Below are 22316 nucleotides of genomic sequence, written 5' to 3'. Positions count from 1 at the left end.
TTTGTGGCGGCACGCCTGTCGCGGCATGTCAGTTGCGCCGCTGCGGGCGGTGGCCGGGGGCGGGCGACGGGCCGTCCTTGTGGCGGAAGCTGATGCGCCCCTTGGTCAGGTCGTATGGAGACAGTTCCATCGTGACCCGGTCGCCGGCCAGAATACGGATGCGGTGCTTGCGCATTTTGCCCGATGCGTAGGCGGCAACCTCCATGCCGTTTTCCAGCGTGACGCGAAAGCTGGTCGAGGGCAGCACTTCGGCAACGATGCCTTCCATTTCGATCAGTTCTTCCTTATTCGCCATGGTCAATTCCTCCTGTGCATGCGAATGCATAAATGCGAGCTTCGGCCATGGCGACGCCATGGCATGCGGCAAGGTGGCGCGAGGCGCCATCGATGACGGGGAAGTTCGCGGTGAAACGCCGAAGCCGTTGCAAGGCCGGGGCGTAGTGGCTGCCGCCTGGGTTTGGGTTTGCCGTGTCGCGGAAGCTGGGGATGGCCCCCTGGCGGGAGCTTTTCTTCCAGGCAAAAACAAAAACCCCCGCAAGCGGGGGTTTCGGCGGATAAGCTGATTATAGCTTATACGGGCTGGATGTTGGAAGCCTGGCGGCCCTTGGGGCCAACGGTGACTTCGAAACGAACCTTCTGGTTTTCCTGCAGGGTCTTGAATCCGTCCACACGGATTTCGGAGAAGTGGGCGAACAGGTCGTCGCCGCCCGAATCAGCCGTGATGAAGCCAAAACCCTTGGCGTCGTTGAACCATTTGACGGTACCGGTTTCCATGGTGTTTATCCTTGAAATGAAAAAACCAAACGAATGTAAGCAAGACAATCAAGGATGGAGACCATGAACAACCGTACCGCAGTGGTAAGCGATTTTGTACAGCAACTCGTACTCTTGAAAATCATGCCCCGCCGTTATACGGGCTATCGTTGTGCCCGTCAACCGCGTTTGCCGGATTGAACCGGAAAATGCCGGCGGCGTGGGCGAAGTCCCGGGTTTTCACTGAGAAAATCACCCACAAAATCCCTTACGTACCGTTGCTGAAACCCGGCGCGGGCGGCGCTCCGAATACGCTGGTGTAAGTAGGATAAAAACTGCAATACAGGACCGCGGCGGCGACGAAATTGAAAGGCATCTGGATCAGCCCGGAAATCGTCGGCGACAGGCCGACGGCCTCGAGCAGGCCGCCGCCCAGTTCCAGGGCCAGCACCACGAGCAGCCAGGTCGCGCCGTACATCAGGAAGGCGCCCTTGTTGCGCCAGCAGGCGATGCCGGAAAAGAACAGGGCCTTGCGGATGCCCAGCCGGTGCCAGGCGACCAGCGCCGGCGCATGCCAGAACAGCCCGGCGATGATGACGTAGAAGATGCCGAACAGGGCGATGGGGGCACGCATGGCGGCCAGGACGCCGCCGACGTCATCCGACGACAGGCCGGACATCGCCTCGCTCAGGCCGTCGGCGAAGGGCAGGAAGGCGACCAGGCCCGCGGCCAGCACGGCGGCCACGTACAGGGCACCCATCGCCAGCAGCTTCTTGAACAAGCCCGGAGCCTTGAGCACCAGGAACAGGCGCAGGGGCAGCACGGTGCGGCCCTGCTCGATGGCGCGGCAGGCCTCCAGGGTCATGACCGTGATCGCCGGCATGCCGACGACGAACAGCAAGGGGCCGATGGGGGCCAGGATACTGGCCACCAGGACCATGAAGCCCACGGTCAAGGCCCAGGTGAACATCGCCATGGGCTGCAGGCGGAACAGGGCGAGTCCGTCGCGCGCCCATTGCCAGCCGGCACTGGGTGCAAGGGAAGCGGCTTGCATCAGCGGCCTCCCTGCGTATGCGGGATGTGTGCGTGGGTCCTCGTCGGCGCGTGCCGGTCGGAAGCGTGTGTCATGGTTCAGGGAAGCGGAAAAAGGTCGCCATCGCGCCGCAGGCGCAGGATGCGTTCGAAATGGGTGGGGTCGTGCGGGGTCAGCGTCTGCGCCGGACGCGGCAGGTGGAAGTCGCGCAGGCGGGACATCCAGAAGCGCAGCGCGGCGGCCCGCAGCACGGTGCGCCACGAGGCGCGCTCGGCGTCCGTCAGCGGCCGGACCCGGGCATAGGCGCCCAGCAGCGCCTGGGCAAGCTCGGGGCGGAATGCGCCGCTGGCGTGGGTGATGCACCAATCGTTGGCGCACACCGCCAGGTCGAACAGCCAGGTGTCGCAGCCGGCGAAGTAGAAGTCGATGAAACCGCCCAGGACGGGCGCCTCGCGCGTGCCGGCGAACAGGACGTTGTCGCGGAACAGGTCGCAGTGCGCGGGACCCTGCGGCAGCGCGCGGCAGGCATCGGTCTGCGCGAACGCCGTCTGGACGTCCACTTCGTCGCGCAGCATGGCCGCCGCGGCCGGATCCAGGTAGGGGGCGACGACGGGCGCGGTCTGCTGCCACCAGGCAAGCCCGAGCAGGTTGGGCTGCACCGACGGGAAGTCGCGTCCGGCCAGGTGCATGCGGGCCAGCGTGGCGCCGACCTGCTCGCAGTGGGCGGCCTGGGGCGACATCTCGCACTTGCCCGGCAGCAGGGTGGCGATGGTGCAAGGCTTGCCGTTCAGCTCCGCCAGCCGGCGGCCGTCGCGCGTCGCCTGGGGGTGGGGGACGGGAATCCCGTGTTCGGCCAGATGGGTCATCAGGTCGATGTAGAACGGCAGCTGCTCGCGCGTCAGGCGCTCGAACAGGGTCAGCACGTATTCGCCCTGGCTGGTCGTAAGGAAATAGTTGGTGTTTTCGATGCCGGAAGGGATGCCGCGCAGGGCGCGCAACTCGCCCAGCGTGTAGTCGGCAAGCAGAGCGCGGGCATCCGTTTCGGTGATGGGGGTGAATACGGCCATGGATAAGCGGGATGAGGGCGGGTATCGACGATTACCCCGCATTCTAGCGTCATCGTCCCCGCCGCCGGCCCGTCCGTGGCGCGTGCTACAGGTTCAGCAGCCGCTCGCGCTCGCCCGGGGACTGGGTGAAGCCCTCGTGCTGGTAGAAATCGAAGATGGCATCGACGATGGCCTGGGGGTCGTCGATCACCTGCAGCAGGTCGGGATCGTTGGGCGAGATCAGCCCTTGCGCCAGCGGCTGGGCGCGGATCCAGTCCACCAGTCCCCGCCAGTATTCGGAGCCGACCAGGATGATGGGCATCTTCCGGCTCTTGTTGGTCTGCACGAGCGTCAGCGCCTCGAACAGCTCGTCCAGCGTCCCGTAGCCTCCCGGCAGCACCACGTACGCCGACGTGAACTTGACGAAGGCCACCTTGCGCGGGAAGAAGTGGCGGAAGAACAGGCTTATGTTCTGGTAGGCGTTGTTCGACTGCTCGTGGGGCAGTTCGATGTTCAGTCCGACGCTGGGGCTGGGGCCCTCGTAGGCGCCCTTGTTGGCCGCCTCCATGATGCCCGGGCCGCCGCCCGAAATGACGGAGAAACCGGCCTCGGACAGCTTGCGGGCGATCAGCTCGGCCATGTCGTAGCGAGGGTCGCCGGCGGGGATGCGGGCGCTGCCGAAGATGCTGACCGCCGGCCGGATCTGCGCCAGGCGTTCGGACGCCTCGAAGAACTCTGACATAATCCCCAGCACATGCCATGACTCCCGTGCCTTGGTGGCGGTGGCGCGTTCCACGCTCACCACATCTCGCAGGCCGGGGATGCGTCCGGGTTTCTTCGGGACGTTCCCGCTGTCGTGGGTTTCCTTGCCTATTTCGATTTCTCTGTGTTTGATCATGATCAAGACGTTGCTGTTGGTGGACGGGTCCAGCTACCTCTATCGCGCATACCACGCCCTGCCGGACCTGCGCAACGCGCAAGGGGAACCGACCGGCGCGCTGTACGGCGTGCTGAACATGCTGCGCCGCGCACTGAACGATCATAAGGCAGACTACCTCGCCTGCATCTTCGATGCGCCGGGCAAGACCTTCCGCGACGAGCTCTATCCCGAGTACAAGGCCACCCGGGCCAGCATGCCCGAAGACCTGGCGCGCCAGGTCGGGCCCATCGTCGAGGCCATACGGGCCCAGGGCTGGCCGGTCTTCGCCATCGAAGGGATCGAGGCCGACGACGTCATCGGCACGCTGGCCCTGCGCGCGGCGCAGCAGGGCATACACAGCATCGTTTCCACCGGCGACAAGGACATGGCGCAACTGGTCAACGACCACGTGACGCTGGTCAACACCATGACCGCCGAGACGCTGGATGCCGAAGGGGTGGTGAAGAAGTTCGGCGTGCCGCCCGAGCGCATCGTGGACTACCTGATGCTGATCGGCGATTCGGTCGACAACGTGCCCGGCGTGGAGAAGGTCGGACCCAAGACGGCGGCCAAATGGCTCTCCCAGTATGGCACGCTGGAGGAACTGGTGGCGCAGGCCGACACCGTCAAGGGCGTGGCGGGCGCCAACCTGCGCACGGCGATCCCGAATTTCGAACTGACCCGATCCCTGATCACCATACGTACCGACTGCGACCTGAGCGCCCACATTCCCGACCTGGACGCGCTCACCATGCGCGAGGCCGACCGCGAGAAGCTCGAGGTCATGTACGAACGCTACGGCTTTCGCACCTGGCTGCGCGAACTGACGGGCGACGAGTCCCGCATTCCCGAGGGCGATTCACGCGTGCAGGCGGATGCTCCGGCCGCGCCGGAAACGGTGAACTACGAGACGGTCAGCGACTGGGCCGCCTTCGACCGCTGGCTGGCCGCCATCCAGGCGGCGCCGCTGGTCGCCCTGGATACCGAGACCGATTCGCTGGTGGAAATGGAGGCCCGGCTGGTGGGCCTGTCCATCGCGGTCAGGCCGGGCGAGGCCTGCTACATCCCGCTGGCCCATCGGCACCCGGACGCAGGCGAGCAATTGTCCAGGGACGAAGTGCTGGCGCGCCTGGCGCCCTGGCTGGAGAACGCCGACGCCCCCAAGCTGCTGCACAACGCCAAATACGACACCCACGTCCTGGCCAACGCCGGGGTGGCGCTGCGCGGCGTGGCGCACGACACCATGCTCGAAGCCTACGTGCTGGAGTCGCACCGCAGCGTGTCGCTGGACGACCTGTCGCAGCGCTGGCTGGGCCGCAAGGGCCTGTCCTTCGTCGACGTATGCGGCAAGGGCGTCAACCAGCTCTGCTTCGACGAAGTCGCCATCGACGTGGCCACCCAGTATGCCTGCGAGGATGTCGATTACACGCTCCAGCTGCATGCCACGCTGTACCCGCGCATCGAGGCCGACGCCGGCCTGGCGCGCATCTACGCCATCGAGTTGCCCGTGTCGCGGGTATTGACCATCGTCGAGCGCAACGGCGTGCGCATCGATCCCGAGGAACTGGCCCGCCAGAGCCATGCCATCGGCCAGGAATTACTGGTGCTCGAGCAGCGCGCCTACGAGCTGGCCGGCCAGCCGTTCAACCTGAACTCGCCCAAGCAGTTGGGCGAGATCCTGTTCGGCAAGCTGCAGCTGCCGGTGGTCAAGAAGACCGCGGGCGGCGCGCCGTCCACCGACGAGGACGTGCTGAGCAAGCTGGCCGAGGACTATCCGCTGCCGCAGGCGCTGCTGAGCTACCGCGGCCTGGCCAAGCTCAAGTCCACCTACACCGACAAGCTGCCCAAGATGATCAATGCCCGGACCCGGCGCGTGCACACCAGCTACGCCCAGGCTGCCGTGGTCACGGGCCGGCTGGCCTCCAGCGATCCCAACCTGCAGAACATCCCGGTGCGCACGCCCGAGGGGCGGCGCGTGCGCGAGGCCTTCGTGGCCGAGCCGGGCAATCTGATCATGTCGGCCGACTACTCGCAGATCGAACTGCGCATCATGGCCCACATCTCCGGCGACGAAAACCTGCTGTCGGCCTTCGCGCGCGGCGAGGACATCCACCGCGCCACGGCGGCCGAGATCTTCGCCGTCCAGCCCGAGGCGGTCAACGCCGAACAGCGCCGCTACGCCAAGGTCATCAACTTCGGCCTCATCTACGGCATGAGCGCGTTCGGCCTGGCCAGCAACCTGGGCATCACGCGCGACGCCGCCAAGCACTACATCGACCGCTATTTCGCCCGCTACCCGGGCGTGGCGCGCTACATGGACGACACCCGAGAACAGGCGCGCGAGCGGGGCTACGTCGAAACCGTCTTCGGCCGCCGCCTGTGGCTGCCCGAGATCCGCGGCGGCAGCGGCCCCCGCCGCCAGGCCGCCGAACGTGCCGCCATCAACGCCCCCATGCAGGGCACCGCCGCCGACCTCATCAAGATGGCCATGGTCGCCGTGCAGGACTGGCTGGACGCCGACCGGCTGGGCGCGCGCCTGGTCATGCAGGTGCACGACGAACTCGTCCTGGAAGTTCCGCGCGAGGAAAGCGAAATCGTCGCCCACCGCCTGCCCGAGATGATGTGCAACGTGGCCGAGCTGAAGGTGCCGCTGGTGGCCGAGGTGGGCACGGGCTATACGTGGGAACAGGCGCACTGAGCGGGTGAAGCGGAGCGGGGCGGTCCAGGCGCTGTCATCAGCCCTGGACCAGGATCCGCGCCCCGTCCATTTCCACGACCTGGCCGGCCCGTATCTTGCACGTCTTGCGCAATTCCACCTTCCCATCCACTTTCACCACCCCCGCCGCAACCAGCGCCTTCCCCGCCCCTCCCGAGTCGGCAAGCCCCGTGAGCTTGAGCAAATCGCACAACGGCACAAACTCGCCCGTCAGCGTGAACGTGATCGAAGACATGACAGTCCTGGGAACATGAAAGGCAATCCGCCATTATCCGCCATGCCCGGGCATCCCATGGCCCCGGGAGGTACACTGCGGCTCTACGTTCCATCTTCCCGCTCGTCGCGCTTCGACCCATGAGAACCCGCATCCTCACCGGCATCACCACCACCGGCACGCCCCACCTGGGCAACTACGTGGGGGCCATCCGCCCCGCCATCCTGGCCAGCCGCAACGACGACAACGATGCCTTCTTCTTCATGGCCGACTATCACGCGCTCATCAAGTGCGAGGATCCCGTCCGCCTGCAGCGCTCGCGCCTGCAGATCGCCGCGACCTGGCTGGCCGCCGGCCTCGATCCCCGGCGCGTCACCTTCTACCGGCAGTCCGACCTGCCCGAGATCCCCCAGTTGTGCTGGCTGCTGACCTGCGTCACCGCCAAGGGCCTGATGAACCGGGCCCACGCCTACAAGGCGGCGGTGGACCAGAACGTGGCCGACAACGAAGACCCGGACGCCGGCGTGACGATGGGATTGTTCTCGTATCCCGTGCTGATGGCGGCCGACATCCTGCTGTTCAACGCCCATCGCGTGCCGGTGGGCCGCGACCAGATCCAGCACATCGAGATGGCGCGCGACATCGCCCAGCGATTCAGCCATCTGTACGGCGGCGGCCGCGAACTGTTCGTGCTGCCCGAGGTGCAGATCGACGAGGCCGTGGCCACGCTGCCGGGCCTGGACGGGCGCAAGATGTCCAAGAGCTACAACAACACCATTCCCCTGTTCGAGGGCGGCTCCAGGCATTTGCGCGAGGCCATCGGCCGCATCGTGACCGATTCGCGCCTGCCGGGCGAACCCAAGGATCCGGACAACTCCCAGCTCTACACGATCTACCGGGCCTTCGCCGACGAGGGCGAGGCCGCCGCGTTCCGGCGTTCGCTGGAAGACGGCCTGGGCTGGGGCGACGCCAAGCAGGCGCTATACGAACGCATCGAGCGCGAAATCGGGCCCATGCGCGAGCGCTACGACACCCTGATGGCCCGTCCCGACGAGATCGAGGACATCCTGCTGGAAGGCGCCCGCAAGGCGCGCGCCATCGGCGGGCCGTTCCTGGCCGAACTGCGGGCCGCCGTGGGGCTGGACACCCCGCGTGCGTCGCCGGCGGCGCAGCCCGCGAAGAAGAAGGCGGGCAAGCAGGCCCGTTTCGTCAGCTTCCGCGACGATGACGGGCGCTTCCGCTTCCGCTTCCTGGCGGCCGACGGACAGGACCTGCTGCTGTCCGAGGCCCATGCCGACGCGCAGGCGGCCGGAGCGGTCATCAAGCAGCTGCGCGCGCTGCCCGACCCGGCCAAGGCGATCCGGGCGGAAGGCGACTCCTACGTGCTGGAGGTCGATGGCGCGGTGGTCGCGCGCGGCTCGCGCTTCGCGGATGCCGCCGGCCGCGATGCCGCGCTGGACAAGCTGGCCGCCGAGCTGCGCGCGCTGGCAGCCGATTGAGCCGCCGGGCTCCGGCGACAAGGTGCCCGGACGGTTTCCGGGCGTGGTCGATGTTTGCGAGGGTCGGTCGACGTGGCACAGTTTTTCTCGGTTCATCCTCAGAATCCCCAACTGCGCCTGCTCAAGCAGGCGGTGCAGCTGATCCGCGCCGGCGGGCTGGTGGCCATCCCCACCGATTCCAGCTATGCCCTGGTGGCGCCGTTGGACGACAAGCATGCCGCCGAGGCGCTTCGGCGCCTGCGTGGCGTGGACGAGCGGCACCACCTGACGGTGCTGTGCCGTGACCTGGCCGAGATCGGCCAGTTCGCCCACGTCGACAACCAGCAATACCGGTTGCTGAAGGCCGCCACGCCCGGCCCCTGGACGTTCATCCTCGAGGCCACGCGCGAGGTGCCGCGCCGGCTGTCCCACCCTTCGCGCAAGACCATAGGCATACGCGTGCCGGACCATCCGATCGCGCTGTGCCTGCTGGAGGAAATGGGCGCGCCGCTGTTGTCCAGCACGCTGATTCCCGCCAACGAGGACGAGCCGCTCAACGACGCCGAGCAGATACGCGAGCGCTACGAACATGAACTGGCGGCGGTGGTCGATGGGGGCGCCTGTCCCTTCGAACCGACCACCGTGGTGGACCTGACCGGCCCGGAGCCGGAGGTCGTGCGCCGTGGCCGGGGCGACCCCGCCACCCTCGGCATCGCGGGGTAATCCCCGGTCCGGAAAAGCGCATGGCCGTCGCCGGACGGCCATGCTCTGCCGCTACAATGCCGCGATGGATTCCATCATTCAGACAATCGCGGTCTATGCGATCCCGTTGATCTTCGCCATTACCCTGCACGAGGCCGCCCACGGATACGTGGCGCGCATGTTCGGGGACGATACGGCCACCCAGGCCGGGCGCGTGACGCTCAATCCGATCAAGCACATCGATCCTATCGGCACCCTGCTGGTGCCGGCGGTCATCCTGCTGACCAGCAAGCTGCTGGGCGGGGCGGGCCTGCTGTTCGGCTGGGCCAAGCCCGTGCCCGTCGACTTCGGCCGCCTGCGCCGGCCCAAGCAGGACATGCTGTGGGTGGCCGCCGCCGGCCCCGGCATCAACCTCGTCATGGCCATCATCTGGGCGGTAGGGCTCAAGCTCATGGTCCAGTCCGGCGTGGACGAGACCTTCTTCGTCGCCATGGCGGTGGCGGGCGTACAGGTCAACCTGATGCTGATGGCCCTGAACCTCCTGCCCATTCCGCCACTGGATGGCGGCCGCATCATCTTCAGCCTGCTGCCGCACGGCCTGGCGTGGAAATACTCCAAGATCGAGCCCTACGGCATGATGATCCTGCTCGTGCTGCTGATGACCGGCATGCTGGGCTTCCTGGTCCAGCCCATGCTCGCCCTGGGTGACGCCATCGTTCGATTGTTTCTGTGACCCCCCCTACGCGCTGACGCGCGCCCCCCAGGGGGCGAAACCGGCGGACCGGCGGAGCCGGATCCGCGGTTTCCTGGGAGGCGCGCGCGGCGTAGGAGCGAGCCTCTACAGGCGGTATACTCCATTGATTTCCCTTTTCGTCGTCCCGTTTCGGGTCACCCTGGCAGCGTATGGCAACCACATCTCGCACTCCTATTGAAGGCAGCATCGTCGCAATCGTCACTCCGATGCAGCCAGACGGGAAGCTCGATTTCGAGGCCTTCCGGGCTTTGCTCGACTGGCACCTGGCTGAGGGCACCGATGGCTTCGTGGTGGTGGGAACGACGGGCGAATCGCCGACCGTGTCGGTGGACGAGCATGTCGAACTGATCCGCTTTGCCGTCCAGCACGTGGCGGGCCGCGCGCCGGTCATCGCCGGTACCGGCGCCAACTCCACGGCGGAAGCCATCGAGCTGACCGAGGCGGCCAAGAAGGTCGGCGCCGATGCCGGCCTGTCCGTGGTGCCTTACTACAACCGTCCCACGCAGGAAGGCCTGTACCGGCACTTCAAGACCATCGCCGAGGCGGTCGACCTGCCCATGATCCTGTACAACGTGCCGGGCCGCACCGGCTGCGACATGGCGGGCGAGACCACGGTGCGCCTGGCGCAGGTGCCCGGCATCGTCGGCCTGAAGGACGCCACGGGCGATATCGGCCGGGGCGCGTTGCTGCTTGGCCAGGTACCCGAGGGTTTCGCGATCTACAGCGGCGACGATCCCACGGCGGCGGCGCTGATGCTGCTGGGGGCCCGGGGCAACATCTCGGTCACCGCGAACGTCACGCCGCGCCTGATGCATGAGCTTTGCGTGGCGGCCTTGGCCGGCGATGCCCGCCTGGCCGCCCGGATCAATCAGCGCCTGGCGCTGCTGAACCGCAACCTCTTCCTCGAACCCAATCCCATTCCCGTCAAGTGGGCCCTGGCCCGGATGGGACGCACGGCGCTGGGATATCGCCTGCCCATGACCGAACTCGGCGCGCAGCACCACGCTGCGGTGCGCGAGGCGCTCAAGGCGGCCGGTGTCGAGATCTGAACCCCACACGCCCCCCATGTTTCGCCCCGACATGACCCGCCGGACCCCGCATGGGCCGGCGGTGGCTTCAGGAGTTACCCATCAATGAATGCAGTTCGTACGAGTTTGCCGCGCGTGGCGGTCCTGCCGGCGCTGATTTCCCTGTCCGTGCTGTTCGCGGGTTGCAGCAGCGTCAACCAGTTGCTGGGCAAGGAAGAGTCCATCGACTACAAGAGCGCATCCAAGCCGCCCTCGGCCAAGCTGGAAGTGCCTCCCGACCTGACGCAGCTTCCCACCGACAACCGGTTCCAGATCCCCTCCCAGACCTCTTCCGGGTCGACGCCGCCGGCGCCCTCGACCACGACCTTCTCCAGCTACTCCACGGCCCAGCCTGAAACCCGGCAGCCGGCCGCCAGCAACGTGCTGCCCGAGCGTTCGGACATGCGCGTGGAACGCGATGGCGACCAGCGCTGGCTGGTGGTCGTCGATCGCTCGCCCGAGCAGCTCTATCCGGTCGTGCGCCAGTTCTGGCAGGACCTGGGCTTCCTGATGCGCGAAGACCTGCCCCAGGCCGGCGTGATGGAAACCGATTGGGCCGAGAACAGGGCGAAGATCCCGCAGGACTTCATCCGCAACACCATCGGCAAGGTCTTCGATTCGCTGTGGTCCACCGGCGAACGCGACATGTTCCGCACCCGCCTCGAGCGCGTGGGCAACAGCACCGAGATCTACATCAGCCATCGCGGCGCGGTCGAGGTGCTGACCGGCGCGGAGAAGAGCCAGACCACCTGGACCTCGCGTCCCAACGACCCGGGCCTGGAAGCAGAAATGCTGAGCCGCCTGATGGTCCGCCTGGGCGCCGATTTCGACCGTGCCAAGGCGGCCGTGACCAATGCGGCGCCCGTGGCCACCGGCGCGGCGCCGCAACTGGTGACCGGCTCGGGCGACACCGGTGCCCTGCAGATCGCCGAGCCGTTCGATCGTGCCTGGCGCCGCGTGGGCCTGGCCCTGGACCGTGGCGGCTTCACCGTCGAGGACCGCAACCGCGCCGAGGGTGTCTACTACGTCCGCTACGTCGATACCGACGCGGCCAGCACCGACAGCAAGCCGGGCTTCTTCGGCCGCCTGTTCGGACGCGGCAGCGACAAGCCCGAGACCCGTCCGCAGTACCGCGTGAAACTGGTCACCTCCAATGACCGTACCCAGGTCACCGTGCTGAACGCGCAGGGGGCGCCCGAGAACACCGCCACCGGCCGGCGTATCCTGAACGTCCTGTCCAACCAGCTGAAGTAATGGTTGGGGTCGGCCATGAGTCCCGTCTGATCCAGGGCGCCGCGGATCCGGCTTTGCCGGTCCGCCAGCGCCGCCCCCTGGAGGGGGAGCGGTCGCAGGCCGCCCGGGGGTGGATTTCCTAGGTGGGCTTCATGCGCTATACGAGTCTTGGCAGCGGCAGCGAGGGCAATGCCCTCGTCGTCGAGGCCAGGGAAGGGCTGTCGGTGACCCGCGTCATGATCGATTGCGGGTTCGGGTTGAGGGAGGTCGAAAGGCGCCTGCTCGGCCGTGGCATCGAGCCTTCATCCCTGAACGGCATCCTGGTGACGCACGAGCATGGCGACCACATCGGCGGCGTGTTCCGCCTGGCCCGCCGCCATGGCATTCCGGTGCATCTGACCACGGGCACGCGTGCGGCCGTTGCCGCCCGCATCCCCGAAGGCATGACCGCCGTCTGCTGCGACAGCCACACCGCCTTTGCCATCGGCGGCTTGCGCGTGCAGCCGTTTCCGGTGCCCCACGACGCCCGCGAGCCGGTGCAGTATGTGCTGGACGACGGCCAGTGGCGGCTGGGCGTGCTGACGGACCTGGGCGAGGGCACGCCGCACGTTCACCGGACGCTGTCCGGCTGCGATGCCTTGGTGCTGGAATGCAATCATTGCCCGGACATGCTGGCGCGCAGCGATTACCCCGTTTCGCTGAAATACCGGATAGCCGGCCGCTACGGCCACCTGTCGAATGCGGCGGCGGCCGACATCCTGCGCGTGATGGACCGGTCGCGCCTGAAGTTCCTGCACGCGGCGCATCTGAGCAAGAAAAACAATGTGCCGGAACTGGCGCGCTCGGCGCTTGCGCCGATATTGGGTTGGCAGCCCCAGGAGATCGGCGTGGCGGACCAGGACACCGGGTTCGATTGGGTGACGCTGAGTCAATGAGAAAAGCCCGCAGTTCATAACTACGGGCTTTTTCTTGGCCGCGCATGCGGCCGTCGATTGGCAGGAACCCGGAGCCGGCGGGGCCGGCCGCGTTTCCGCATTCGACTTACTGCTGCTGGGCGGGAGCCGGGGCGGCAGGGGCCTGGTCGGCCGGAGCGGCGGGCTCGGCGGGAGCCGGAGCAGCGGGTTCGGCCGGGGCGGGGGCGGGCTCAGCCGGGGTGGTGGCGGCGGGAGGGGTCGACTCGGCGGGGGCCGGAGCGGTTTCTTCCTTCTTGCCGCAAGCCGACAGAGCGATTGCCAGCAGCGAGGCCAGGAGCAGGGTCTTCTTCATGATCTCTTTTCCTTTGAGGTGTCAGTCGTAATACACACAAACCAGAAATAGCGCTATTTCCCGTTATTACCCAAACAAGGGCTGCTGTGTCTGCCGTTATTCGAGCACGGGTAAATTCTATCAGCGTCTCTAGGTATTTTCCATGGTGGAAGCTGGAAGTAAGATTTGCGTAAGCAATTTGTGTATCCGATTGGTCAATAATGTGCGCAAGGGTTTCGGTTTGTGGTTTTTGACGCAACATTTCGACCCGCCGCGCCGGGAATTTCCCGCGCAGTCAGAGCTTGCGCAACTGATCGAGCAGCGTGGCGATGGCTTCTTCATTGCGCTTGTAGAACACCCATTGCCCGATGCGCCGGGTCGTGACGAGACCGGCGCGCTGCAGGGTGGCCAGGTGGGCGGAAACGGTCGACTGGGACAGGCCGCAACGTTCGAACATTCCGGCGCAGACGCCGACTTCGAGCGGGTGTTCCTGCCCCGCGAAATGGCGTTCGGGCTCCTTGAGCCACTGCAGAATGTCGCGTCGCACCGGATGCGCCAGCGCCTTGATGGTGGCGTCGAGATCCATGGCGGAAGACTGAATGGGCGAAGAATATCGCCATGGATCGAATTATAGATCGCCAGTCTCCGATATGCCTGCCGGCATGGGGATTCCGAGCGGGAGGCGAGCGTGGCGGGGCGCCTGCAAGTACTATCTGCACCCATGATGAAACGTCAATCCGCGATGGCCGTGGTCCTGGCGGGGGCCTGGCTGGTGCTGGTGCTGGCCGGAGCCGTCGTGCTGTATCGCCAGGCGCTGGACCGGTTGCGCGCGGACCTGGACGGCGCGGCCGACGCCGTGGCCGGGCTCGTGTCGCAGCGTATCGCGCAGCACGACGCCCACCTGACCAGCATGGCGGCGCTGGCGCAGCGATCGGACCGTATCCTGCTCGAGGAGATCAGGCAGGTGGCGGGCGCCATCCGCGCTTTCTATCCACGCATCGAAGGAGTGGACCTGATCGGTTGGGAACAACCGTCGTCCCAGGCTGGCTGGCGCACGCTGGTGTCCAGCCGCCGGTCGGGCCTCCCGCCCCTGGAGCCGCAACGCCTGGGCGCGGTGATCGCCGCGGCCCAGCCGGGGCGGCCGGTCAGCACGGTGCCGGAGCCGGGCCAGCCCCGCTATCTGCTGGTCAAGCGATTGCCCCCCGCGGCGGGTCAACTGGCGCTGGTGCTGACCGTAGACCTGGCCGAGCTGGTCGCGGCCGATGAATTGCCCATGGGGACGCGGCTGGCCCTGCGCCTGGACGGGGCGGCGGCCGGGATCGACCATGGCGCGGCCCCGCCACGGAAGGGGCTGCATCCGCCCGCCATGGCGGCGGTACGCATGCTGGAAAACGCCGGCCAGCCCATCATGCTGCGGCTGTCCCGCCATCCGGGGTGGGGCGACCTGGCACTGGGCCGGCCGCTGGCCCTGTTGGTCCTGGTGTCCCTGGCGCTGCTGGCGCTGGCGGCCTTGCTGGCCGTGCAGCGGCTCCGTGCCGTGCAGGCACGGGGCGATGCCGAGCGGGCCCGCCAGGCCGGTCGGCTGAGCAAGCAGGAAGCCACCCTGGCGCACGCGGCGAGCGTCAATGCGATGGGAGAAATGGCCTCGGGAATCGCGCACGAGCTGAACCAGCCGCTGACCGCGCTGCTCAGCCAGAGCCAGGCCGCGCTGCGCCTTGCCGGCCTGCCCGGTACGGAGCCGGACGCCATGCGCCGCGTGCTGGAAGCCAACGTGCAGCAGGCCCGCCGGGCCGCGGACATCCTGGCCCGCATGCGCGCTTACGTCGGCGCCCACCCGCCGGCGGCGCAGGCTTGCGACCTGGGCGAGGTGGCGGCCGACATGGTGGCGCTGATGGGAGCGGACCTGTCGGCCCGCGGCGTGCGGCTTGAAACGCAGGCGACCCAGCCGGCGCCCGTCGCGTGGGTGGACCGGGTGCAGGCGGGGCAGGTCATGTACAACCTGATCCGCAACGCCGCCGATGCGCTGGCCGTGGTTCCGCTGGAAAGGCGGCGCATCGTGCTGAGCCTCGACGAGAGCGAGGGCATGGCCCGCATCGTGGTCAGCGACGACGGCCCGGGCGTGGCGCCGGACATGCTGCCGCACGTCTTCGAGCCCTTCCGTTCCGACAAGGCGGACGGCATGGGGCTGGGCCTGGCCATTTGCGAGAGCATCGTCCACCATTTCGACGGCAGCATCTCGGCGGCCAACCGGCCCCAGGGCGGTGCCCGGTTCACCGTGCTGCTGCCGCTGGCCAGGGACCGGCGAACCCCACAGGAGCCCACGGCGTGACCTCCCAACCCCCCGTCTATCTGGTCGACGACGACCGCGCCGTGCGCGACGCGGTGGCGCTGTTGCTGTCCACGTATGGCCTGCGCGTGGAGACCTTCGCCCATCCGCTGGATTTCTTGTCCCGCCAGCCGGAGCTGGAGCCGGGCTGCATCGTGCTGGACTTGCGCATGCCGGCCATCACGGGCCTGCAACTGCAGCAGAAGCTCCAGGAGTCGGGTTGCGGCTGGCCCATCGTCCTGCTGACCGGCCATGGCGACATGCAGGCATGCCGGCGAGCCTTCAAGGCGGGGGCGGTGGATTTCCTGAGCAAGCCGGTGGACGAGCACGTGCTGATGGAGGCGATCAACGCCGCCTTTGCCGCGCTGGCCCGCTATCGCGAGCAGGACGAGCAGCGCGCCTTGCTCGCGCGCCTGACCGAGCGCGAGCGCCAGGTCCTGGCTCTGGTGGCGCAGGGCTATGCCACCAAGGAGATCGCCGCGGCGCTGGAGCTGTCTCCGCGCACGGTGGAGACCCATCGCGCCCATATCTCCGAGAAGATAGGCAGTACGTCGGTGGTCGAGTTCGCCCGCCTGGCGCAGGCCAGCCAGGAGCCGGGACCGGGAGGGCATCCGTAGGGCTACGGATGCCGGTGCGTAGCGGGCACGATGGGCGGCCGGCCTGCGCGCCGGCACACTGCGGGTGTCGATTCCACAGGAGGAAAAAACGATGTCCCGTCTGCTCAAGACCCTGTTCGTCCTGGCGGCCTGCGCCGGTTCCAGCGCCTACGCGCAAACGCCCGCGTCGCTGACGCTGTCCCAGGCCACCGAGCTGGCCCAGGCCGCCGTGCAAGCCTGCGCGGCCAAGAACTACCAGGTCGCCGCCACCGTGGTCGATCGCGGCGGCAACGTGCTGGCCATGCTGCGGTCCGACCTGTCCGGCCCGCACACCGCCGATGCCTCGCGCCGCAAGGCCTATACCTCGCTGACGATGCGCGCTCCCACCTCGGCGCTGGCCAATGCGATCGAGAACAACCCCGGCGCGCGCCAAATGGTGGCGATCAACGACTTCCTGATCCTGGCGGGCGGCGTGCCCATCAAGGTCGGCAACGACACCATCGGCGCGATCGGCGTCGGCGGCGCGCCGGGCGGCAACCTGGACGAGGAATGCATCAACGTCGCGCTGGCCGCGCGCAAGTAGGCAAGATTGGCGGGCCCTGGCTTCAGGAGTCGTAGCGAAGCCAACCCGCTTCCAGCCACTCCTGCAGGGCCGCGCGTTCGCCGTCGTCCGGCTTCGCCGAGACGCACGCCAGGCGGCGCAGGTCCGCCAGTCCACGAAGGGCCGGGGTCGCATCGACCTCGGCCTTTTCGCCGTTGATGAACAGCATCCGTCCCCGGTGGATCATCAGCGTGCGGCGATCCAGCACCAGCTCGCCCGATGACGGCCAGTCCGCTTCCAGGTCGGGCAGCGTCGCGGGGTCGGGAGCATCGAACACGACCTCCGGCTTGGGCTCGGTCAACCAGCGGCCCAGGTAGCGTGCGGCCAGCGCGGCGTCGAACTTCACCGCCGATACGGCGGCCAGCGCGGCCTCGACCATGGCCTCGGGCAGGGCCGCGGGCTGCCTTGCCGCGGGCTGGCCGGCGTCCTTGTAGTGACCCCGCAGCGCCGACGGCAGGCGCTCGGTCAGAGATTCGGACGCGAACTCCAGCATGCCGCGCGCCAGTTCGGCCAGCGACGGCGAGCGGAAACCGATGGAAATCGTCATGCAGTCGTCGCCTTCGGCGATGCCGTCGTGGGCGTAGGCGGGCGGCAGGTACAGCATGTCGCCCGCTTCCAGCACGAACTCCTCGGTGGGCTCGAAACGGCGCAGCACCTTGAGCGGCGCGTCCGGATCCAGCTCCAGGTCGCGCTGGCGGCCGATGCGCCAGCGCCGGCGTCCGCTGGCCTGCAGCAGGAACACGTCGTAGCTGTCGAAGTGCGGACCGACGCCGCCGCGGTCGGTGGCGACGCTGATCATCACGTCGTCCAGCCGCGCATCGGGAATGAAGCGGAACTGCGCCATCAGGTTGGCCGCCGCGTCGTCGTGCAGGTTCACGCCCTGGACCAGCAGCGTCCATTCCGGTTCGCGCGCGGAGGGCAGCCGCCCGAACGGGCCGTGCTCCATCTGCCACGCGCCTTGCTCGCGCCACACCAGCCGGGATTCGACGTCGTCGCGGCGGGCCAGCCGCTTGACCTGGGCGATGGAGAGCGGCGGCCGGAAATTCTCGAAGGCGCCGCGTATCAACAGCGGCTTGCGCTGCCAGTGGCGCTGCATGAACCGGGATGGCGAGAGGCCGCCCAGGAGGCGGGTGGGAAGGTCGGGTGTCATGGGAATGCTTTGCGTCCGGGAGGGGCGGGGCCAGCCTGTAGAATGAAAGGCCATCCAACGTATACGGGAAACCAAGATTATGACCGCTTCCAACAGCGATCCGTCCCTGGCCGTCGGCGAGAATACCGTCGTCACGGTCGAGTTCTGGATCATGAGCACGGACGGGGAAGCGCTCGATGACAGCGGTGGCCCCGTGAGCTTCCTCTATCGCGGGCTCGACAGCCTGCTGCCCCGCCTGGACGACGGCCTGGAGGGCAAGACCGCCGGTTTCGAGCAGACTTTCCACCTCGAGCCGAGCGACGCGTTCGGCGACTACGACCCGGAACTGCTGCGGGTCGAACCGCGTTCGCGCTTTCCGGAGCCGATCGAGGTGGGCATGCAGTTCGAAGGCGTGCCTGGCGATACCGGGGACGACGAGGAAACCGAGGTCGAGCCCGACGACGGCGAGGGCGACGAGAACGCGCTGATCTTCTCCGTCACGGACCTGACCGACGACAAGGTGGTGCTCGACGCCAACCATCCCTACGCGGGCATGGCGCTGCGCGTACGGATCAAGCTGCTGGAGGTCCGCCCGGCCGACCAGGAGGAGATCGAGCAAGGGTACGCCGACAGCGAGGACGAGAGCGACGATGTCCTGGACGCGCTGATCGAGGCCCGCCGCAATCCCGGCACCCTGCATTGAGCCGCCGCGTCCGGCGTTAGCGGGGCTGCGGGGGGCGCAGCACCGTGTTGGCGTTTTCTATCCGGAAGACATCCCGGTTGCCCGGCTCCACGCTCACCTTGAGCCAATGAGCGGGCCCGGGGGCGGCCGGCATCGCGACGCGCGCGACGTTCTGCAGGGTCTTGCCGTTGAACTTGACCGGGTGATCCGCCAGGGCATGGCCGGGCCGATGCCGGTCGGGCGACGTGCCGCCGCCGTGCACGACCAGGACCTGGCCGGCATATTTGGAGGCCAGCCGGGCCAGGTCGGTCTTGAGCGTGGCGTAGGGATCCACGCCGCCGGCCACGGTGTGCCGGCCCTCGAAATGCGGGTCGGCGGAAAAGGCCAGGACCAGGCCGCGCGCCTTGAGCCGCGTGGCGGCGGCGAAGGCCTGCCGCAGCCACGAGGCATCGGCCTGGATCCTTTCCTCGTATTCGCCGTTGCGCCCGGCTCCCGTGCGGTAATTGTTCTGGTTGCCCGGGATGTTCAGCGTGACGAACAGTACGTCTCCGTATTCCCAGCGCGCGTTCTCGGGATAGCCGCGGAAGCGGGCGGTCTCGCTCTGGCGCTGCAGGTCCAGCTTGAGCATGCCCAGCGAATCGTCCGGATCGAAAAACAGCTCGCGCAGCCGGTTCAGGCGTTCGACGGGCCCGAACTGCCCGGCGGCGGGGCGGTCGCACTCGGCCCAGTCGTTTTCGCCCGGAACCAGCACCAGCGGGACGGGACTGCCGTCCAGCAGCGCGTGCCGGCGGGCATAGGTCTTGTCGTCGCAGCGCTCGTCGCGGCCCTTGATGTTGCCGGTATGGATGGCCAGGTCGGTCTCGGTGCCGAACTGCGCCAGCGCCTGGGCAACGGCCGCTTCCTCGCCGTCATGCGCGGGCACCCCGCCCAGCAGGGCGAAGGCAAAACCATGGCGGGCCGCATAGCCCGATTCGGCGTTGGTGGCGGCCGCCGCCGGCGCCATGGACGCGCACGCCAGTGCCGCCGCCAGCAGAAGGCGGGGCCAGGAAAGCGGGCGTGGCGGCGTGGCGGTCATTGCGGCTGGGCCAGGCTCTTGAGCCGGTAGAGTTCATCCAGCGCCTCGCGCGGGCTGAGGCGGTCCGGGTCGATGCCATCGAGTGCGTCCCGCACGGCCTCCATGGCGTGATCCCGTGCCTGCTCCATTTCCTGCGCCTGGGCCGCCTCGTCTTGCGGCGGCGCGAACAGCGCCATCTGCGGGACCTGGGCTCCCTGCGTCTCCAGCTTCTCCAGCTCGCGCCGCGCCATGCGCACGACCGCGGCGGGAATACCCGCGCGCTGCGCGACCTGGATACCGTAGCTGCGGCTGGCGGGGCCTTCGCGCACCTCGTGCAGGAACACGATTCCCTTGTGCGACTCCGCCGCGGCCAGGTGGACGTTGGCGACCTCGGGGCGTACCGATGGCAGGCGCGTCAGTTCGAAATAGTGCGTGGCGAACAGGGTCAGCGCGCGATTCTGCGATACGAGCTGGAAGGCGATCGCCCAGGCCAGCGCAAGGCCGTCGTAGGTCGAGGTGCCGCGGCCGATCTCGTCCATCAGCACCAGGCTGTCGGACGTGCTGGATGCCAGGATGGCGGCGGCCTCGATCATCTCCATCATGAAGGTGGAGCGTCCGCCCGCCAGGTCGTCGGCGGCGCCGATGCGGGTGAAGATGCGATCGATGCGGCCGATGCGCGCAGCCCGCGCCGGCACGAAGCTGCCGATGCGCGCCAGCAGCACGATCAGCGCGGTCTGCCGCATGTAGGTCGATTTACCGCCCATGTTGGGACCGGTGATCAGCAGCATGCGCCGGGTCTGCGCCAGCCGGCAATCGTTGGGCGTGAAGCGCTCGATGACCCGTTCCACGACCGGATGGCGGCCCTGTTCGATATGGATCTCGGCCGTATCCAGCAGCTCGGGCGCGACCCAGTCGTTGTTGCGGGCATGGAAGGCGAGGGCGGCCAGCACGTCGATCTCGGCCAGCGCCGCGGCCGTTCGCGTCAGCGCGCGCACGTGCGGCGCCAGCGTGTCCAGCAATTGCTCGTACAGCCATTTCTCGCGCGCCAGCGCGCGGTCCTGGGCGGACAGGATCTTGTCTTCCCAGGTCTTGAGTTCGGGAGTGATGTAGCGTTCGGCGTTCTTGAGCGTCTGGCGGCGGCGGTAGTCGTCTGGGACCTTGTCGGTCTGGCCGCGCGTGACCTCGATGAAAAAACCGTGCACCCGGTTGAACTCCACGCGCAGGTTGGCGATGCCCGTGCGTTCCCGCTCGCGTTTCTCCAATTGCACCAGGAAGTCGCCGCTGTGCGATTCCAGCGCGCGCAGTTCGTCGAGCTCGGCATCGAAGCCTGCGGCGAGCACGCCGCCGTCGCGCACATTGACGCCCGGTTCGGCGGCGATGGCGCGCGCCAGCAGCTCGCCGATGGCGGGATCGGGCGCGAGCTGGGCTGCCAGTTCGGGCAGCCGCGCCTGGGGATCGGCCGACAGCATCGAGCCTTCGCCGGCCAGGCGCAGTACCATGGCGTGCAGCCCAGGCAGCAGCGCCAGCGCATCGCGCAGGCTGGCCAGCTCCCGCGGCCGCACCGAGCGCAGGGCCACCCGCGCGGAGATGCGCTCCACATCGGGAAGCGGCGCCAGCGCGTCCTGCAGCAGGCGCGGATCGCCGCCATCGAGCAAGGTCTCGATGGCGCGCAGGCGGGCCGCCGCAGGGGCGTTGTCGCGCAGCGGGTGGTGCAGCCAGCGGCGCAGCAGCCGGCTGCCCATGGGCGTCTGGCAGTGGTCCAGCACCGAGAACAGCGTGGGGGACTCTTCGCCGCGCAGGGTTTCGGTCAACTCCAGGTTGCGGCGGGTGACGGGATCGAGCAGCACGTACTGGCTGGCGCGATCGGCGGTCAGCTGCTGCACGTGCGCCAGCGCCTGGGACTGCGTGTTCGAGACATAGCGCAACAGCGCGCCGGCCGCGCAGATCGCCTCGGGCATGTCCTCGACGTCGAATCCGGCCAGCGAGTCCGTGCCGAAGTGGTTCAGCAATTGCTGGCGGGCACCGCTGGTTTCGAAGTGCCAGACCGGAACCGGGCTGATGGGGGCGCTGAAATCGACCGGCAGCGGCTGGCCTTCTGCCAGGATCACTTCCGCCGGCGCGATGCGGTGCAGCTCGCTCGCCAGCAGGGTGGGCGCGCATTCGGTCAATCGGAATTCACCGCTGGCCAGGTTCAGCCAGGCGATGCCCACGCGGCCGGTCTTGCCGTTGCCCGGCTGGACCGCGGCGACGGCGCGGTCGGCCTTGGCCGGAAGCAGGGCCTCGTCGGTCAGCGTGCCGGGCGTCACGATGCGGACGATCCGGCGTTCCACCGGTCCCTTGGACGTGGCGGGATCGCCGATCTGCTCGCAGATCGCGACCGATTCGCCCAGCTTGACCAGCCTGCCCAGGTATTGTTCGACGGCATGGAACGGCACGCCCGCCATCCGTATGGGCACGCCATTGGAGGCGCCGCGGGTGGTGAGCGTCAGGTTCAACAGACGCGAGGCCTTTTCCGCGTCGTCGTAGAACAGCTCGTAGAAATCGCCCATGCGGTAGAACAGCAGCAGAGGGCCGGCTTCGGCCTTCAGGCGGAGATACTGCTGCATCATGGGGGTGTGTGCGCTGGTATCCGATTCTTTCATTAAAAATCAATAAGTTCGTGAGGCGCTGGATGAGAGCAATGGACAACTTTGACCAGGTTCTACTGGAAAGCGGAGTGCTGTCCTGCCAAATATGGCATTGTAGTGAGGGCTGTCGACTACCAGCGA

The 22316-nt window shown here is 67.7% G+C and carries 22 protein-coding genes; 11 read left to right on the top strand and 11 right to left on the bottom strand.

The genetic code is table 11. The features are described from left to right. Positions 1-28: 28 nt before the first annotated feature. From infA to ABD104_RS07690, 5 genes are all read right to left on the bottom strand, one after another. Positions 29-295: a translation initiation factor IF-1 gene (gene infA / locus ABD104_RS07710; RefSeq protein ID WP_087841798.1), complete on the bottom strand. Its 267-nt coding sequence runs from the start codon at positions 293-295 to the stop codon at positions 29-31. 275 nt (positions 296-570) lie between these two features. Next, positions 571-774, bottom strand: coding sequence for a cold-shock protein (locus tag ABD104_RS07705; RefSeq protein WP_087841797.1), 204 nt, complete (start codon positions 772-774; stop codon positions 571-573). 247 nt (positions 775-1021) lie between these two features. Next, positions 1022-1807 carry a BPSS1780 family membrane protein gene (locus tag ABD104_RS07700; RefSeq protein WP_279813832.1) on the bottom strand — a complete coding sequence of 262 codons (786 nt, stop codon included), beginning with the start codon at positions 1805-1807 and terminating at the stop codon, positions 1022-1024. 77 nt (positions 1808-1884) lie between these two features. Beyond that, complete coding sequence (locus tag ABD104_RS07695) at positions 1885-2853, bottom strand: homoserine kinase (RefSeq protein ID WP_279813835.1); 969 nt, start codon at positions 2851-2853, stop codon at positions 1885-1887. A gap of 85 nt (positions 2854-2938) precedes the next feature. Continuing rightward, a complete protein-coding gene (locus ABD104_RS07690) occupies positions 2939-3730 on the bottom strand; it encodes an LOG family protein (protein WP_132980405.1) in 792 nt (263 codons plus the stop codon). On the opposite strand from ABD104_RS07690, the gene polA reads away from it, so the two are divergent. Then, positions 3729-6449, top strand: coding sequence for a DNA polymerase I (polA, locus tag ABD104_RS07685; protein WP_343927336.1), 2721 nt, complete (start codon positions 3729-3731; stop codon positions 6447-6449). The genes ABD104_RS07690 and polA overlap by 2 nt on opposite strands. A 37-nt stretch (positions 6450-6486) precedes the next feature. Here the strand turns inward: polA and ABD104_RS07680 are convergent, their stop codons facing one another. Continuing rightward, entirely contained in the window at positions 6487-6702 is a 216-nt protein-coding gene (locus ABD104_RS07680) for an RNA-binding S4 domain-containing protein (RefSeq protein ID WP_087841792.1), read from the bottom strand. Between the two features lie 119 nt (positions 6703-6821). Between ABD104_RS07680 and ABD104_RS07675 the strand changes: the two genes are divergently transcribed. The 6 genes from ABD104_RS07675 (at position 6822) to ABD104_RS07650 (ending at position 12850) form a co-directional block, all read left to right on the top strand. Further along, a complete protein-coding gene (locus ABD104_RS07675) occupies positions 6822-8180 on the top strand; it encodes a tryptophan--tRNA ligase (protein ID WP_087841791.1) in 1359 nt (452 codons plus the stop codon). Between the two features lie 72 nt (positions 8181-8252). Next, positions 8253-8882 (top strand): L-threonylcarbamoyladenylate synthase, encoded by a 630-nt coding sequence (locus ABD104_RS07670; RefSeq protein ID WP_087841790.1) that lies wholly within the window; start codon positions 8253-8255, stop codon positions 8880-8882. 64 nt (positions 8883-8946) lie between these two features. Continuing rightward, complete coding sequence (locus tag ABD104_RS07665; protein WP_087841822.1) at positions 8947-9594, top strand: site-2 protease family protein; 648 nt, start codon at positions 8947-8949, stop codon at positions 9592-9594. Positions 9595-9764: 170 nt separating this feature from the next. Continuing rightward, a complete protein-coding gene (gene dapA, locus ABD104_RS07660) occupies positions 9765-10664 on the top strand; it encodes a 4-hydroxy-tetrahydrodipicolinate synthase (RefSeq protein WP_087841789.1) in 900 nt (299 codons plus the stop codon). Positions 10665-10748: 84 nt separating this feature from the next. Next, positions 10749-11936 carry an NlpB/DapX family lipoprotein gene (gene bamC, locus ABD104_RS07655; protein WP_087841788.1) on the top strand — a complete coding sequence of 396 codons (1188 nt, stop codon included), beginning with the start codon at positions 10749-10751 and terminating at the stop codon, positions 11934-11936. A 131-nt stretch (positions 11937-12067) separates the two neighbouring features. Further along, positions 12068-12850, top strand: a complete 783-nt coding sequence (locus ABD104_RS07650) for an MBL fold metallo-hydrolase (RefSeq protein WP_279813852.1) — start codon at positions 12068-12070, stop codon at positions 12848-12850. Positions 12851-12956: 106 nt separating this feature from the next. Here ABD104_RS07650 and ABD104_RS07645 read toward each other — a convergent pair whose 3' ends face one another. Together ABD104_RS07645 and ABD104_RS07640 are read right to left on the bottom strand one after the other, a co-directional pair. After that, positions 12957-13181 carry a hypothetical protein gene (locus tag ABD104_RS07645; protein WP_087841787.1) on the bottom strand — a complete coding sequence of 75 codons (225 nt, stop codon included), beginning with the start codon at positions 13179-13181 and terminating at the stop codon, positions 12957-12959. A 274-nt stretch (positions 13182-13455) separates the two neighbouring features. After that, complete coding sequence (locus tag ABD104_RS07640; protein WP_087841786.1) at positions 13456-13746, bottom strand: ArsR/SmtB family transcription factor; 291 nt, start codon at positions 13744-13746, stop codon at positions 13456-13458. 138 nt (positions 13747-13884) lie between these two features. Here ABD104_RS07640 and ABD104_RS07635 point away from each other — a divergent pair, with 138 nt between their 5' ends. From ABD104_RS07635 to ABD104_RS07625, 3 genes are all read left to right on the top strand, one after another. Beyond that, positions 13885-15489: a sensor histidine kinase gene (locus tag ABD104_RS07635; RefSeq protein WP_343927335.1), complete on the top strand. Its 1605-nt coding sequence runs from the start codon at positions 13885-13887 to the stop codon at positions 15487-15489. Next, complete coding sequence (locus ABD104_RS07630; protein ID WP_132980413.1) at positions 15486-16103, top strand: response regulator transcription factor; 618 nt, start codon at positions 15486-15488, stop codon at positions 16101-16103. Before ABD104_RS07635 ends, ABD104_RS07630 begins: the two co-directional genes overlap by 4 nt. Positions 16104-16194: 91 nt before the next feature. Beyond that, a complete protein-coding gene (locus tag ABD104_RS07625) occupies positions 16195-16665 on the top strand; it encodes a GlcG/HbpS family heme-binding protein (RefSeq protein ID WP_343927334.1) in 471 nt (156 codons plus the stop codon). Positions 16666-16687: 22 nt separating this feature from the next. Here ABD104_RS07625 and ABD104_RS07620 read toward each other — a convergent pair whose 3' ends face one another. Beyond that, positions 16688-17833: a JmjC domain-containing protein gene (locus ABD104_RS07620; RefSeq protein WP_087841782.1), complete on the bottom strand. Its 1146-nt coding sequence runs from the start codon at positions 17831-17833 to the stop codon at positions 16688-16690. Between the two features lie 79 nt (positions 17834-17912). On the opposite strand from ABD104_RS07620, the gene ABD104_RS07615 reads away from it, so the two are divergent. Further along, positions 17913-18515 carry an FKBP-type peptidyl-prolyl cis-trans isomerase gene (locus ABD104_RS07615; RefSeq protein ID WP_243724628.1) on the top strand — a complete coding sequence of 201 codons (603 nt, stop codon included), beginning with the start codon at positions 17913-17915 and terminating at the stop codon, positions 18513-18515. Between the two features lie 16 nt (positions 18516-18531). On the opposite strand, the gene ABD104_RS07610 is transcribed toward ABD104_RS07615, so the two are convergent. Then, complete coding sequence (locus tag ABD104_RS07610) at positions 18532-19569, bottom strand: hypothetical protein (RefSeq protein ID WP_132980414.1); 1038 nt, start codon at positions 19567-19569, stop codon at positions 18532-18534. Then, the gene (gene mutS / locus ABD104_RS07605) at positions 19566-22190 is read right to left on the bottom strand and encodes a DNA mismatch repair protein MutS (protein ID WP_425543318.1); all 2625 of its coding nucleotides are present in this window, start codon (positions 22188-22190) and stop codon (positions 19566-19568) included. The genes ABD104_RS07610 and mutS overlap by 4 nt, the downstream gene beginning before the upstream one ends. Positions 22191-22316 lie beyond the last annotated feature (126 nt).

It is taken from the genome of Pigmentiphaga daeguensis, from assembly GCF_039523035.1.
Lineage (GTDB): Bacteria > Pseudomonadota > Gammaproteobacteria > Burkholderiales > Burkholderiaceae_B > Pigmentiphaga > Pigmentiphaga daeguensis.
Note: the sequence above shows the minus strand (reverse complement) of the source record. Positions and strands in the feature narration are given on the sequence as shown.